At 71.2% G+C, this 14,252-nt stretch carries 9 protein-coding genes; 4 read left to right on the top strand and 5 right to left on the bottom strand.

Annotated features, from left to right (window positions below; all coding sequences use genetic code 11):
- The first annotated feature begins 190 nt into the window (after window positions 1–190).
- Window positions 191–1,408, top strand: coding sequence for an extracellular solute-binding protein (locus tag ACFZBB_RS07380; RefSeq protein WP_391118757.1), 1,218 nt, complete (start codon window positions 191–193; stop codon window positions 1,406–1,408).
- A 36-nt stretch (window positions 1,409–1,444) separates the two neighbouring features.
- On the opposite strand, the gene ACFZBB_RS07375 is transcribed toward ACFZBB_RS07380, so the two are convergent.
- Window positions 1,445–2,506, bottom strand: a complete 1,062-nt coding sequence (locus tag ACFZBB_RS07375) for an ATP-dependent DNA ligase (protein WP_391118755.1) — start codon at window positions 2,504–2,506, stop codon at window positions 1,445–1,447.
- Window positions 2,507–2,583: 77 nt separating this feature from the next.
- Here ACFZBB_RS07375 and ligD point away from each other — a divergent pair, with 77 nt between their 5' ends.
- The gene (gene ligD, locus ACFZBB_RS07370; protein WP_391118753.1) at window positions 2,584–3,615 is read left to right on the top strand and encodes a non-homologous end-joining DNA ligase; all 1,032 of its coding nucleotides are present in this window, start codon (window positions 2,584–2,586) and stop codon (window positions 3,613–3,615) included.
- Window positions 3,616–3,647: 32 nt separating this feature from the next.
- Here the strand turns inward: ligD and ACFZBB_RS07365 are convergent, their stop codons facing one another.
- Entirely contained in the window at window positions 3,648–5,480 is a 1,833-nt protein-coding gene (locus ACFZBB_RS07365) for a beta-galactosidase (RefSeq protein ID WP_391118751.1), read from the bottom strand.
- 144 nt (window positions 5,481–5,624) lie between these two features.
- Here ACFZBB_RS07365 and ACFZBB_RS07360 point away from each other — a divergent pair, with 144 nt between their 5' ends.
- Both ACFZBB_RS07360 and ACFZBB_RS07355 read left to right on the top strand, forming a co-directional pair.
- Window positions 5,625–6,653 (top strand): substrate-binding domain-containing protein, encoded by a 1,029-nt coding sequence (locus ACFZBB_RS07360; protein ID WP_391118749.1) that lies wholly within the window; start codon window positions 5,625–5,627, stop codon window positions 6,651–6,653.
- Between the two features lie 243 nt (window positions 6,654–6,896).
- Window positions 6,897–11,489: an endo-alpha-N-acetylgalactosaminidase family protein gene (locus ACFZBB_RS07355; RefSeq protein ID WP_391118747.1), complete on the top strand. Its 4,593-nt coding sequence runs from the start codon at window positions 6,897–6,899 to the stop codon at window positions 11,487–11,489.
- A 77-nt stretch (window positions 11,490–11,566) separates the two neighbouring features.
- On the opposite strand, the gene ACFZBB_RS07350 is transcribed toward ACFZBB_RS07355, so the two are convergent.
- The 3 genes from ACFZBB_RS07350 to ACFZBB_RS07340 are packed head-to-tail and all read right to left on the bottom strand — an operon-like array spanning window position 11,567 to window position 13,541.
- A complete protein-coding gene (locus ACFZBB_RS07350; protein WP_391118745.1) occupies window positions 11,567–12,466 on the bottom strand; it encodes a MauE/DoxX family redox-associated membrane protein in 900 nt (299 codons plus the stop codon).
- A gap of 11 nt (window positions 12,467–12,477) precedes the next feature.
- The gene (locus ACFZBB_RS07345; RefSeq protein WP_391118743.1) at window positions 12,478–13,107 is read right to left on the bottom strand and encodes a cell wall protein; all 630 of its coding nucleotides are present in this window, start codon (window positions 13,105–13,107) and stop codon (window positions 12,478–12,480) included.
- 11 nt (window positions 13,108–13,118) lie between these two features.
- On the bottom strand, window positions 13,119–13,541 hold the full coding sequence (locus tag ACFZBB_RS07340) for a hypothetical protein (protein ID WP_188284393.1): 423 nt from the start codon (window positions 13,539–13,541) through the stop codon (window positions 13,119–13,121).
- Between the last annotated feature and the right edge of the window lie 711 nt (window positions 13,542–14,252).

The raw sequence follows: 14,252 nt of genomic DNA, 5'->3' as shown, positions 1-14,252 counted from the left end.
CGCGATGTGTTGTACCTGGGCGCTCCGCTTCTTCTGACGGATATCACGTGTGGTGTTGACCGTTGGTGAAGGCGTGCGGAAAACTCGGCACGGTTAATACGGGGCGAGTAATATACGAAGGCGGTAGAAAGCGGTGCGGCGGCGACGATTTCTGGGCTTAGCGGCGGTCGGCGGCTCGATGGTGCTGGCGGTGACCACCCTCGGCGCATGCGGGAACACCTCACCGCGGAGCAAGGACATCACCCTGCACGTGGTCGCCACCGACTACAGCGGTTTGAAGACCGCGAGTCCGGTGGCCCAGACCTGGAACAGCCTGGCCCGCTCGTTCGAGGAGCGGAATCCGAACATCACGGTCGACGTGCAGTTCGTGCCTGTCGCAGACGCCGACGCGCAGGTCGCCACCATGGTCGAGGACGGCCAGGCGCCCGATCTCGCGCAGCTCGACTCCTTCAGCGCCTTCACCGACGACAAGCAGCTCTACAGCGCGGACGAGCTGTTCCCGATCAGCATGCAGTCCGCCTTCGTCCCGTCGCTGACGGACGCCGGTTCCGTCAACCACGTGCAGTACGGCATCCCGTGGGTCGCCTCCACCCGGATGTTCTTCTACAACAAGAAGCTCTTCGCCCGCGCGGGCGTCACCCGCGCCCCGGAGACCTGGGCCGACATCAGGCGCGACGCCGTCAAGCTCAAGGAGCACGGCGTCCCGGTGCCGTACGGACTGCCGCTCGGCCCGCAGGAAGCGGAAGCCGAGACCATGATGTGGATGATCGGCAACGACGGCGGCTACACCGACAACGTCGGCTCGTACAACCTGGACTCGGTACGCAATGTCGACGCCTTCGTCTGGCTGAAGAAGAACCTCGTCGACGCCGGTCTCGTCGGCCCCAGGGACCCGGCCAGGACGAGTGTCAGCGATGCCTTCAGCGACTTCCTCGCGGGTCGCACGGGGATGCTCAACGGCCATCTGACGCTGCTTCCCTCCGCGAAGGCGGCCGGAATCGACATTGGAGTGGCGCCGCTGCCCGGAAGGACGGGCCCCAGTTCGCAGGCGCTCGGGAACGCCGACTGGATGATGGCCTTCCGGCAGAAGGGACACCGGGAGGCCGACGCCAAGTTCCTCCAGTACATATACAGCGAAGAGAATTTGTTGAAATTCCAACAGGAGTACAAGTTGCTCCCGGTCACGGTGAAAGTCGCGGAAACGGTCAGGATGGATCCGCGGTCCCGCGATCTCGTGCCATTCATGAACCTGCTGTCGGACGCGGCGTTCTATCCCGTCGCCAAGGCGTCCTGGGCCCCGGTCAGCGCCGAACTGAAGAAGGACATAGGACAGGCCGTGCACCGCGACCCCAAGGTCGTACTGGCCGGCCTCCAGCGCGACGCCCAGCGCAGCGACGGCGTCAGGTAGTTCGAGGAGCGGACGAGGGCGCCGCCGGACGGCCGGTCAGGCGCCCAGCACCTCCGCCAGGTCGTACCCCACCGGCTCCTCCAACTGCGCGTACGTGCACTCCGCGGCCTCCCGGTCCGGGCGCCAGCGGCGGAACTGCGCGGTGTGGCGGAACCGGTCACCCTGCATGTGGTCGTAGGCCACCTCGACCACCCGCTCGGGGCGCAGCGGGATCCACGACAGGTCCTTCTTGCCGGTCCACCGGCTCGGCCCCCCTGGCAGCCGGGCGGCGGCCTGCGCCTCCTCGCTCGCCCACTCCTGCCACGGATGGCCCTCGACGGACGCCATCCGCAGCGGCTCCAGTTCCGTCATCAGCGCCTCGCGGCGGCGCATCGGGAAGGACGCGCAGACGCCGACGTGCTGAAGCATTCCCTCGGCGTCGTACAGACCGAGCAGCAGCGAGCCGACCACGGGACCGCTCTTGTGCAGCCGCATCCCGGCCACCACGCAGTCCGCGGTGCGCTCGTGCTTGACCTTGATCATGACGCGCTCGCCGGGCCGGTACGGCAGATGCAGGGGTTTGGCGACGACCCCGTCGAGACCGGCGCCCTCGAAGCGCGAGAACCACTCCTTGGCCGTATCGATGTCCTGTGTGGCGGGCGCGGTGAACACCGGCGCCGTCGCCTCCCGCAACGCCTCCACCAGCACCTCGCGCCGGTCCCGCTGCGGCACCGGCAGTAGCGTCTCGTCGCCCACGGCCAGCAGGTCGAAGGCGACGAAGGACGCGGGCGTCACCTCCGCCAGATGGCGGACCCGGGACTCCGCCGGGTGGATCCGCTCCAGCAGCGCGTCGAAGTCCAGCCGGCCGCCCCGCACGATGACGATCTCGCCGTCCAGCACGCAGCGCGGCGGAATCCGCTCCCGCAGCGCCTCGACCAGTTCAGGAAAGTACCGGGTCAGCGGCTTGCCCGAGCGGCTGCCCAACTCGATCTCGTCGCCGTCGCGGAAGACGATCGCCCGGAACCCGTCCCACTTGGCCTCGTAGAGCATGCCGGGCGGGACGGCCGCGGCGGACTTCGCCAGCATCGGCCGCACAGGAGGCATCACCGGAAGGTCCATGCTGGTGATTGTGCGCGGCCCCGCCCGGCGGCGCCCGCCGACGGGCGCCGCCCGGCCGTACGGCCTAGCGTGGTCGCATGGCCGAGACGCTGGAACTGACCGTCGGCGAGCGGGCCGTCCGGGTGTCCCACCCGGACAAGGTCTACTTCCCGGAGCGCGGATTCACCAAGGCCGACCTGGTGAGGTACTACCTCAGCGTCGGCGACGGCATCCTGCGGGCGGTCAGGGACCGACCGACCACACTGGAGCGCTACATCCACGGCGTGGAGGGCGAGTCCTTCTTCCAGAAGCGGGCCCCGAAGAATCTGCCCGACTGGATCCCCACCGCCCGGATCGCCTTCCCCAGCGGCCGGTACGCCGACGAGATCTGCCCCACCGAGACCGCCGCCGTCCTGTGGGCCGCCAACCTCGGCACCTTCACCTTCCACCCCTGGCCGGTGCGCCGCGCCGACACCGACCACCCCGACGAACTGCGCATCGACCTCGACCCGCAGCCCGGTACGGACTACGGTGACGCGGTACGCGCGGCGCTCATGCTGCGCGAGGTGCTGGACGGACTCGGCCTGACCGGCTGGCCGAAGACCTCCGGCGGACGCGGCCTGCACGTCTTCGTACCGATCGCGCCGGAGTGGACCTTCACCCAGGTACGGCGCTCGGCCATCGCGATCGGCCGCGAACTGGAGCGCCGCGCGCCCGACCGGATCACCACCGCCTGGTGGAAGGAGGAGCGCGGCGAGCGGATCTTCGTCGACTACAACCAGACCGCGCGCGACCGCACGATCGCCAGCGCCTACTCCGTACGGCCGTTCCCGCACGCCCCGGTCTCCGCGCCGCTGCGCTGGGACGAGGTGAGCAGCGCCGTGCCCGAGGACTTCGACCTGGGCACCATGCCGGGGCGGTTCGCGGAGGTCGGCGACGTGCACGCCGACATGGACGAGCACGCCTTCCGGCTGGACGCGGCGCTCGAACTGGCCGACAAGGACGAGCGCGAGCACGGCCTCGGCGACCTGCCCTACCCGCCGGAGCACCCCAAGATGAAGGGCGAGCCCAAGCGGGTGCAGCCGAGCCGCGCGAAGAAGGCCGCGCCGGACAGCGACGCGGACGGGTAGCGACGCGAAGCGGTGGCCTCCGGCCGCGCGATTCAGTCGAACGTCTCGACGTACTCCTCGGTCGGCCCCAGCTCCGGCCGGTCGCGCAGCTCGACGCGGTCGCCGAAACGCTCCAGCTCCAGCACCGTGACGGTGTTCTCGCCGGCCGTCAGCAGCGGCGCGGGCACGTAGAGGGTGACCTGCGGGCCGATCTCCCAGTACCGGCCGAGCAGTGTGCCGTTCACCCATACGAAGCCCTTGCCGAAGCCGGGAAAGGCCAGGAAGGTGTCGGCCGGGGCCTCCGCCGTGAACCGTGCGCTCGCGAAACCCGCGTCGCCGGACGGCGGGGCGACCGACGGCGCGCGCTCCACGTCGGCCGCGGGCCATTCGTCCAGCGGCAGTCCGTGGACCGACCAGTTGTGCACCAGGCGGCGCTCCACGCGGACCCCGCCGAGGATGCCCTTGCCCTGGCCGAGCAGCGGACCGTAGTTGATCCGGCCCTGGTTCTCGACCAGGAGTTCCAGCAGTACGGGCTCGCCGGCGCCCTCGACGGTGAGCGAGCCGGTCTCCCGGTCGAGCACACCGGCGGGCGCGCCGTCCACGAAGACCTGGGCGCGGTCGTGCAGCCCGTGCACGGTGATCTCCTGCGGGCCGCGCGGCAGACGGGGGCGGGCGCGGTAGAGCACCAGCCCCGAGGGCTGTTGCAGCTCCTCGAAGCTCAGCGGATGCGGGGACGCCACCGGCCGTGACAGGGCGGTGAGCGCGTCCAGCAGGCCGGCGCCCCGGACCACGGGGAGCGTGCGAGCGGTGAGCGGCGGCGCGGTCGCGGGCAGCGGCCGGGAGGCTTCGGCCGCGCCGGTCACCGCGAGCAGCCGGTCGCGCAGGGCGAAGAACTTCGGGCCGAGGCCGCCGTGTTCGGCGACCGGCGCGTCCGAGTCGTAGCTGGTCACGGTCGGCTGGAGCCTGTCGCCGTCGTGGTTGGCGCCCGCCCACAGGCCGAAGTTGGTGCCGCCGTGCGCCATGTAGACACTCACCGAGCCGCCCTCGTCCAGGATCTCGGCGAGCGTGGCCTCGGCGCTGTCGACGGTCCGGATGTGGTGCTTCTCGCCCCAGTGGTCGAACCAGCCGTTCCAGAACTCGGCGCAGACGAACGGCTCGCCCGCTCTGCGCGAGCGCAGCAGTTCGGCGGCCTGCGCGGCGCGGGACCCGAAGGTCGCCGTGGTCAGCGTGCCCGGCAGGGCGCCGCCGTCGAGCATCAGGTCGGTCGGCCCGTCCGCGGTGTAGAGCAGTTCGGTGATGCCCCGCTCCACCAGCGCGTCGCGCACCCACGCCACATAGCCGTGGTCGTCGCCGTAGCTGCCGTACTCGTTCTCCACCTGCACGGCGACCACCGGCCCGCCGCGCGCCGCCTGGAGCGCGGCGACGCGCGGGATCAACGCGTCGAACCAGCGCGCCACTTCGTCGAGGAAGGGCCGGTGCGAGGAGCGCAGCCGCATGCCGGGCCTCCCGGTCAGCCACGCGGGCAGCCCGCCGTTGTCCCACTCGGCGCAGATGTACGGGCCGGGGCGCACGATCACGTCCAGGCCGGTGTCCCGCGCGAGCGCGACGAACCGCTCGATGTCGCGCGGGCCCTCGAAGGACGGCCGCCCCCGGCGGGGCTCGTGGAAATTCCACGGGACGTACGTGTCCACGGTGTTGAGCCCCATGGCCGCGAGGCGTTCCAGCCGGTCGGCCCACTGCTCGGGGTGGACCCGGAAGTAGTGCAGCGACCCCGCCAGGACGCGGTGCGGCTGCCCGCCGCGCAGGAACGTGCCGTGCGGATACGACAGCAGGGGCGCGGGTCGGCCGTTGGCGTCCGCGGGTGCGGTGGTGGTCGGAAGGCTCACAGCACCGAACTGTCGCACAGATTGTTATCGATGCCAACGCGGTGCCTTCAGCCGGTCCGGGGCGGGATCACGAGCTGGAGAGCGCCCCCTTTGGGCGGGTGCGACCGCTATCATCGGCGGCAGCGGATCAGCCGGAAGGGACCCATGAAGAACCAGAGCGCGCGCGACGCCTCCCGTCCGCCCGGCATGGCGGATGTCGCACGGGTCGCCGGGGTCTCCGCGCAGACCGTCTCGCGGGCCCTGGCCGGTCACCCCAATGTGCAGGACAAGACCCGCGCCAAGGTGCTCGCCGCCGTCGACCAGCTCGGTTACCGCAGGAACAACGCGGCGCGCATGCTCTCCTCCGGCCGCAGCCGCACCATCGGCGTGGTCACCCTCCAGACCAGCTTCTACTCCCGCACCGCCCTCACCCTCGGCATCGAACGGGCCGCTCAGGAAGCCGGTTACGCGGTCAGCACCGCCACCACCGCGTCGCTGGACACCTCTGCCATCGAGAGTTCGATGCTGCGGCTGGCCGACCAGCACGTCGAAGGCGTCGTGCTGGCCGTTCCGCTGATCCATGTGAGCCGCCAGATCGAGCAGCTCACCAGCGCCGTGCCCACCATCACCGTCGACGGTTCGCGCACGTCGGCGACCGAAGTGGTCGCCGTCGACCAGTCGGCGGCGGCGCGGCTGGCCACCCGGCACCTGCTGGACCTGGGCCACGAGACGGTCTGGCACGTCGCGGGACCCGGTGAGTGGCTGGACGCGGCGAGCCGGTCGCAGGGCTGGCGCGCGGTGCTCGAAGCGGAGGGCAGGACGGTGCCGCCGGAGCTGACGGGCGACTGGTCGCCCGCCTCCGGCTACCGCAACGGCCTCATCCTCGGCCGGATCCCCGACGTCACGGCGGTCTTCGTGGCCAGCGACGAGATGGCGTTCGGCGTGATCCGGGCCCTGCACGAACTGGGCCGCAGGGTGCCGGAGGACATCTCCGTCGTGGGCGTCGATGACATCGCGCTCGCCGAGTACTGCTCGCCCTCGCTGACCACGGTGGCCCAGCCCTTCGCCGAGATGGGGGCGCTCGCGGTCTCCCACCTCATGCGGTACATCGCGGACCCGGACGCCACCTTGGAACCGGCCTCCGTGGAGCCGACGCTGGTCGTCCGCGCCAGCACGGCGCCCGCCCGCCGCTGACGGTCGGGCGCCGACGGTCGGCCGGAGGGCCTCACCGCGCGCGGGGGTGTACGTACCCCTGCCGTCCGTACCGCCGCCTGTCCGCGTTCCCGGACCACACCGGCTCCATGACCCCCCGATGTCGCCCGCTATCACCTGTTCAAGAAGCTCTGTCGGGCTCTGGTGTTATCGATGCCATCGCCGCTACAGTCTCCACCACTCCCGACTCGCTCCCGGCTCTTCAAGGCCCTAGGTGGTACAGGAATGACCTCGCGCTCGCCCCGATCACCCCACCGCGGAAGGTGGCGGCGGCAGCGGTCCGCGACCGCCGCCGCCCTGCTCGCCTCGCTCGCCCTGCTGTCGGTCGGCGTCACTCCGGCGCTCGCCGCCCCGCCGCAGACGTCGGCCGACAAGGCCGCCGCCGCGGGCACCCCGATCGACCCGGCCCAGTACACGCTGGTCCAGGCAGATTCCGAGTCGCCCGCCTACCCCGCGCCCCCGGCCCTGGACGGCACGGCGCTCGCCGCGTTCGACAACGACCCGTCGACGCAGTGGACGGTCGCCTACGACGTGGTCGGCGGCGTCGGCGTCGCCAAGACCCCGATGCCGCACTGGATCACCCTCGACGTCGGCGGCTCCTTCACCCTCACCGGTGTCGACTACTCGGTGAAGAACCAGGCCAACGGCCCGGTCAAGGGCTACCGGATCTTCGTCACCGACGACGCGGCCGTCGCCAAGGACCCGAAGGGGAACTGGGGAGCGCCCGCCGCGACCGGCTCCTTCCACCAGCCGACGAGCAACACCGAGGTGCAGACCGTCGTCTTCGACAAGCCCGTCACCGGCCGCTATGTGAAGGTCGAGGCCGAGAGCGCCGTCAACGGGTCCGACAACGCCTCCGCCTCCGAGATCAGGGTCCGCGCCGTCGGTGACACCACGCCCGCGCCCGTCGACCCGCCGCCCCCGGCCGACCCCGCGACCCCCGTCGAGATCGGGCACGGCGCGCTCAAGGTCACAGTCGCCAAGGAATTCCCCCAGGTCATCTCGTACGCGCTGAACGGCGGCACGCTCGCCGGCCAGGCGTCCGTCCTGCACACCTTCGACATCAACGGCGCCGCGCACAACGCGACCACGAAGATGTCCGCGCACGGCGACACCGCGACGTACACCTCGACCTTCGCCGACCTGCCGAACGTCACCATCACCTCGACGATCACCGTGACAGCGAAGAAGACCGTCGTCTTCGCCGTCCGGAAGATCACCGGCAGCGCCGCCCCAACCGTCAACCAGTTCTCGATCCCGGGCCAGTCGCTGCTGTCGGTCGACTCCTCCGACCCGCACGCGAGCCTGGCCCGTACGAAGATCTCCACGGACTCCACGACGACGGCCGACCAGTTCCTCACGATCAGCGCGGCGGCCAAGCCCGACAAGGCGTCCGTCGGCACCCCGTACGGCTTCGTCAGCAACTCCACGCTCGCGGGCGGGCTGATCACCGACGCGACCGACGACGCCGCGCAGGACAACAACGACAACGGCAACACCCGGCTCCAGTCGCGGATCGTGGACGCGGGCGGCGGCGCGCGCCGCGCGGAGCTGTCCGTCGGCAACTACACCTACGCGCCCAAGGGCGCCACGGACCGGCGGGTGGCGACGTACACGCTGCCGCGGACCACGGTCGTGCTCTCCGGTGACGCCAACGGCGACAACAAGGTGACCTGGGAGGACGGCGCGCTCGCCTACCGCGCCGCGATGACGCGCCCGCTCGGCGCCGACCGGGTGCCCGAACGCGTCGTGCAGCACATCCCGTTCAACTTCGCGAGCCAGGCCACCAACCCGTTCCTCAAGACGCTCGACAACGTCAAGCGGATCTCGCTGGCCACCGACGACCTCGGCCAGTGGGTGCTGGAGAAGGGCTACGCCAACGAGGGCCACGACTCCGCGCACCCGGACTACGGCGGCGACTACAACGTCAGGGCCGGCGGCCTCACCGACCTCAACAAGCTGGCCGCCGTGGGCGGCGACTACAACTCGGACATCGCCGTCCACGTCAACGTGACCGAGGCGTACCCGCAGGCCAAGAACTTCAGCTCGGGCCTCATCCAGGGCCAGGTCAACGGCTGGGACTGGCTCAACCAGTCGTACCACATCGACCAGCGCACCGACCTCGGCAGCGGCGCCGTCCTCGACCGCTTCAAGGAACTGCGCAAGCAGGCGCCCGGCATCAAGACCGTCTACATCGACGCCTACTACTCCAGCGGCTGGCTCGCCGACGAACTGGCCCGCCAGCTCCATGCGATGGGCTTCGAGGTCGCCAGCGAGTGGGCCTACAAATTCGAGGGCGACTCGATCTGGTCGCACTGGGCGAGCGACAAGAACTACGGCGGCGCCACCAACAAGGGCATCAACTCCAACATCGTCCGCTTCATCGCCAACTCCGACCGCGACGTGTGGAACGTCGACCCGCTGCTCGGCGGCTCCGACATCAAGGAGTTCGAGGGCTGGACCGGCCAGGACGACTACAACGCCTTCTACCGGAACATCTGGACCGACAACCTGCCGACCAAATTCCTCCAGCACTACCAGGTCACCCACTGGGACTTCGGCGCCTCCGCCGACCTCACCGGCGGTGTCCACGTCGCGATGGCGGGCGGCAAGCGCCAGGTGACGATGGGCGGCGCGCTCGTCCTCGACGGCGACAGCTACCTGCTGCCGTGGGGCGACGCCAAGCACGGCAACGGCACCTCCTCGCCGAGCGACGCCGACAAGATGTACTACTTCAGCGCGTCCGGCGGCGCCCACACCTTCGACGTGACACGGCAGTTCGCGGGCACCAAGCGCTTCACCCTCTACAAGCTCACCGACCAGGGCCGGGTGAAGGCCGGTGACATCACCCCGACCGCCGGCAAGGTCACGATCAGCGGCGACAAGAATCAGCCGTACGTCCTCGCCCCGCAGTCCGGCAAGGCGCCGCACACCAACGTCGACTTCGGGCAGGGCACCGGTCTGAACGACCCCGGCTTCAACGCCGGCGACCTCACGGCCTGGAACGCCCACGGCGGCGCGACCACCGTACGCACCGCCAGCGGTGACAACGTCGCCCGGCTCGGCACCGCGGCCTCCGGCATCTCGCAGCAGGTCAAGGGCCTGACGTCCGGCAAGACCTACACCCTCAGCGCCAACGTCGAGATCGCCAAGGGGCAGCGCCGGGCCACCACCCTCGCCGTCACCGGCGGCAAGCAGCCCGCCGCGAACACCTTCGACACCACGCCCGCCGCCAACCAGATGGCCGCGGACGCCAAGAAGGGCACGTACTCGCAGCGCGCGTCGGTGACCTTCACCGCGCCGTCCAACGGCAAGGTCACCGTCGCCGTCAGCGCGGTGGCGGGCGGCGCGGCCGTCACGCTGGACGACATACGCCTGATGGCCGACACCACGCTGCCGCTGCCCAAGAAAGCGGGCGGTTCTGACGGGACCGTCCTCGCTCGGGACGACTTCGAGGGCAATCAGCCCGGCTGGGGCCCCTTCGTCAAGGGCGACGCGGGCGGCGCCACCGACCCGCGCACCAGCATCAGCGACCTGCACGCCCCGTACAGCCAGAAGACCTGGAAGAACACCTACTCGCCGTACAACTCCGGGACCCTCAAGGGCCAGGCGGTGGACGACGTCATCAGCGGGAACCACTCGCTCAAAGCCCACGAGGAGAACAGCGGTCTGGTCTACCGGACGGTGCCCGCGACCGTGCCCTTCGTGGCGGCCCACAAGTACGCGGTCTCCTTCCGCTACCAGACCAACCTCGACGGCCAGTGGGCCTGGGTGACCGGCGCGGACGTCGTCGGCGGCGGAAAGGTCGCGTCCAAGGACGTGACGCGCGACGTGCTCGCGCCCGCGCTCGACACGGCCACGTACTCCAAGGAGATCGTCGCGGGCTGCGGCGACACCTGGGTGGGGCTGCGCAAGCTCGGCGGCGCCAACGGCACGGACTTCGTGCTGGACGACTTCTCGGTGACCGACCTGGGCCCCGCCCCGGCGGGTCCGGCGTGCGCGAGTGTGACGACGCCGCCGACCGCCGAGCTGAGCCCCGGCGTGCCGAGCGAGTACGTGACCACCTTCACCAACAGCGAGCTGACCGACGCCACCGGCGTCGTCCAGCGGCTCGACGGCCTGCCCGCCGGGTGGACCGCGGCAGTGAAGACCGAGCACGGCAACAGCTTCGCCACGGTGAAGCCCGGCGCGTCGGTGAGCACCACCTGGCTGCTGACCCCGCCCGCGGGAGCGGCGGGGACCGCCGCCTCCTGGAAGGTCGTGGCGGGCTACACCAACGACGGCGCCACCAAGTCGGTGTCGGCGGACGCCAAGGCGACCGTCGCGACCCGCGCGCTGCTCTCGCCCAGTTCGATGACGGCGACCGCGGACTCCGAGAACCTCTCCTCGGGAGCCGCGGAGGGTCCGGTCTCCAACGTGCTCGACGGTGACCCCGGCACCATCTGGCACACCGACTACACCAACTCCGAGGCGCCGTACCCGCACTGGGTGACCCTCAAGCTGGGCGGCCCCGCCGACCTCGACGGCTTCGGTTACCTCGACCGCCAGACCGGCGGCCAGAACGGCCGGGTGGCCGGCTACGAGGTCGCCGTCTCCGACAACGGCACCACCTGGACGACCGTCGCCCGCGGCACCCTCGTGGACTCCCCGTCGACCCAGGTCATCGCCTTCGACCGGGTCCGCGCGAGCTATGTCCGCTTCACCGCGCTCAGCGCGCTCAACGGACTGCCGTTCGCGGCGGCAGCCGAGATGCGGGCCTACGGCAGTTACGCCGACACGCCCGTCGGCTACCCGCCGGATCCCGCACCGGGCGCCTGACCACGGTTCGTCCGGGCACCACGCGGGGCGCGTCCCCCTCCCGTACCGGGGAGGGGGCGCGCCCCGTCTCTTTCGGGTCAGTTGACCAGCGGGAGGAGCTGAAGGCGCTCGGCCGCCGAGATGAGCGGGTCCACGTCGACCGGCTCCTCCGTGACGTCGTCGATGACGGACACCCGCACCGCGGGCACGGGCGCCGTGTCGATGGTCGCCGCCAGGTCGAGCGCGAACAGCACGTTCACCGGCCGCGCCCCGCGCGAGTCCTCGTGGACGCCCGCGAACCGCAGGATGCGCCAGCCCTCGTCGTCCCAGTGGTCGAGCAGGGCGGAGCGGACGACGGGAGCCGTCGCCTGCCAGGCCAGGGAGTTCTCCAGCAGCTCCACCGACGCCGCGACCGGCACCCGCTCGCCGGAACCGCTCAGCGGATGCCCGAGGACCCGCAGCCGCAGCTTGCGCAACGGCCGCAGCCACCGCTGGTCGAGGTCGGAGGACAGACCGAGCAGCACCGCCGCGGCCACCACCACGACGACGGCCGACGGCACCGGATCCCCGCCGATCCTCGACCACCACGTACGGTCGGCGGCCACGGCGGCCAGACCGCCCACGACGACCAGACCGGCACGGGTGAAGGACCGCCAGCCGATCGGCCCCTCGTCACGGGCGCTGCACCCGCAGGACGACTCGGGCGCCGTCGCCCGCGCGTACCCCAGATACGCGGTGAAGCCCGCGCCCAGCACCGCCGTTGCCACGGCGGGCGCCACGGCCTCGGGAACGGCGAGCAGCGCCGCCGCGATCAGCAGCTCGACCGCGCCCACCGCGCGCAGTGCCCGGGTGGCGCGGTGGCCGTTGCCCAGGACCCGCACCAGGACGGTGTTCGCGGCCAGTTGGGCCGTACGGCGGCCGAAGAGCTTCGGCGCGCCGGTCACGGTGAGCAGGACCCCGCACAGCAGCGGCGCCAGACTCGGGATGACGGAGATCATCGCGCTCCCTCCTAGTGGCCGACGGTCACGCGGGCGATGTCGATGGTGTCGTCCTCGGGACGCCAGGCGCCGAGGATCTGCGCCGACTGCCCGATCCGCACCCGCGACAGGTCCGAGGTGAGCGCGCCGCCCAGGTACGAGGCGGTGGTCGTCTCGGTGACGATCCGGCCCACGACGGCGTGGTTGTTGCCGTGCGTGAGGTGCAGCCGGTCCTTGGCGATGCCCTGGATCTCGCAGAAGAGATTCACGATGTTCACCCACACCGCGTCGGCCGCGATGGTGCCGTCGGGCATGTCGACACCGCGCGCGTACAGGCCGTCGCCGACCTTGATCTCCGCCGCGGTGGTCGGGCGCAGCTTCCAGACGCTGGTGGCGTTGGTGAGCTGGATGAGGTGCTGGTCGCCGTAGGAACCGGCGACCTCCAGCACGGTGCCGTTGATCGCGGTGATCCGGCCCTCGGCGAACGCCGACTTGGAGATCGCCGGGTCGAGCGACGGCATCGGCGCGGCGAAGGCGGCGTCCGCGTCGATGCCGCCGAGCGCGGTGGCGCCGACGATGGTCGCACCGCCGAGCGCGGCGGTGGTGAGGAAGCGCCGGCGGTCCATCCGGCTGCGGCCCGCGGGATTCTGGTCGTGGCTCATGTCGGTCCTCCTCACTCGTAGATGTAGACGGGGAGCTTGCCGGAGCTGAGATTGCCGATCGCGGAGAACGCGGCCGGGGTCAGGTCGATGACGCGGTTGGTGCGGCAGACGCCGTTGCAGCACGCGGACTCGCCGCAGAAGCTCTTGGTGCGCGGTCCGCAGTCGGAGACCGTGACGCAGACCGTCGCGCCGGAGCACTGGTGCTTGACGTTCATCACCGAGCCGCAGCCGCGGCGCGCGATCGTCTCACCGCACAGGTCGGGCCGGGTGATGTCGAAGCACGCCTGGGAGGCGTTCGGCCACGCCGCCTGGTGGGCGTTGGACTGGCAGGTGCCGCAGGCACCGGTGCCGGTGCTGCCGCAGGGGCCCCAGGCGCTGCCGCAGCAGAACCAGGTGGTCTCACCTGCCCAGAGACTGGTCGATCCGCAAGCCATGTCGATTCCCTTCGCTCGCGCGCAGGTGTTGTGACCTGCGCATGACAACACATGGGTGCGTGCCGCGCCATGCGTGACACGTGACACTGGGCCGCCGGCGGGGACGGCGGCGGTGCTGGGCGTTCGGCGTCCGCGATGCGCGCGCTCGCGGGGGAGTGGGGCGACGGGCGGGACCGCGAGGCGGTGGGGCGGTGTGGCGTGAATCGCGCGGATGTGCGAGGCGCGTGGTGCGCTCGATGCGTAGGGGGACGGTGGGGGGTTCGGGCACTGCGAGTACTGAGGGCGGCGCGGGTCCTGCGGGGATTCCGGGGCATATGGGGACGCCGGGAGAATTGCATGCCCATGACAAGGTGTGCGTCGGATGGGTCGGCAGTGATGGTGGAACACGGCCATGATGCGCGCTTCTACGCGCGTCCGCCAGAGGGCGGGAGACACGAGAGGCCCTTGGTGCGGGCGGCACGAGCCGCGCGGTGCGGGGGACCGGGTGTTGGCCTCGGGCATCACGGCCGTGGCGCGCCGCGCGGACGCGTGGACCGTCTTTCGCGGGGTGCCCGGGATGTCGTGATCCAGCCAGGCGCGGCCACGGCGGCTCGCGTACGCCTACGATCTGCCGCCTGCCGCCTGCCGCCTGCCGCCTGCCGCCTGCCGCCTGCCGCCTGCCGCCTGCCGCCTGCCGCCTGCCGCCTGCCGCCTGCCGCCTGCCGCCTGCCG

The sequence above is a fragment of the Streptomyces sp. NPDC008139 genome, from assembly GCF_042957025.1.
Lineage (GTDB): Bacteria > Actinomycetota > Actinomycetes > Streptomycetales > Streptomycetaceae > Actinacidiphila.
This window is presented reverse-complemented; position numbering and strand designations above follow the sequence as displayed.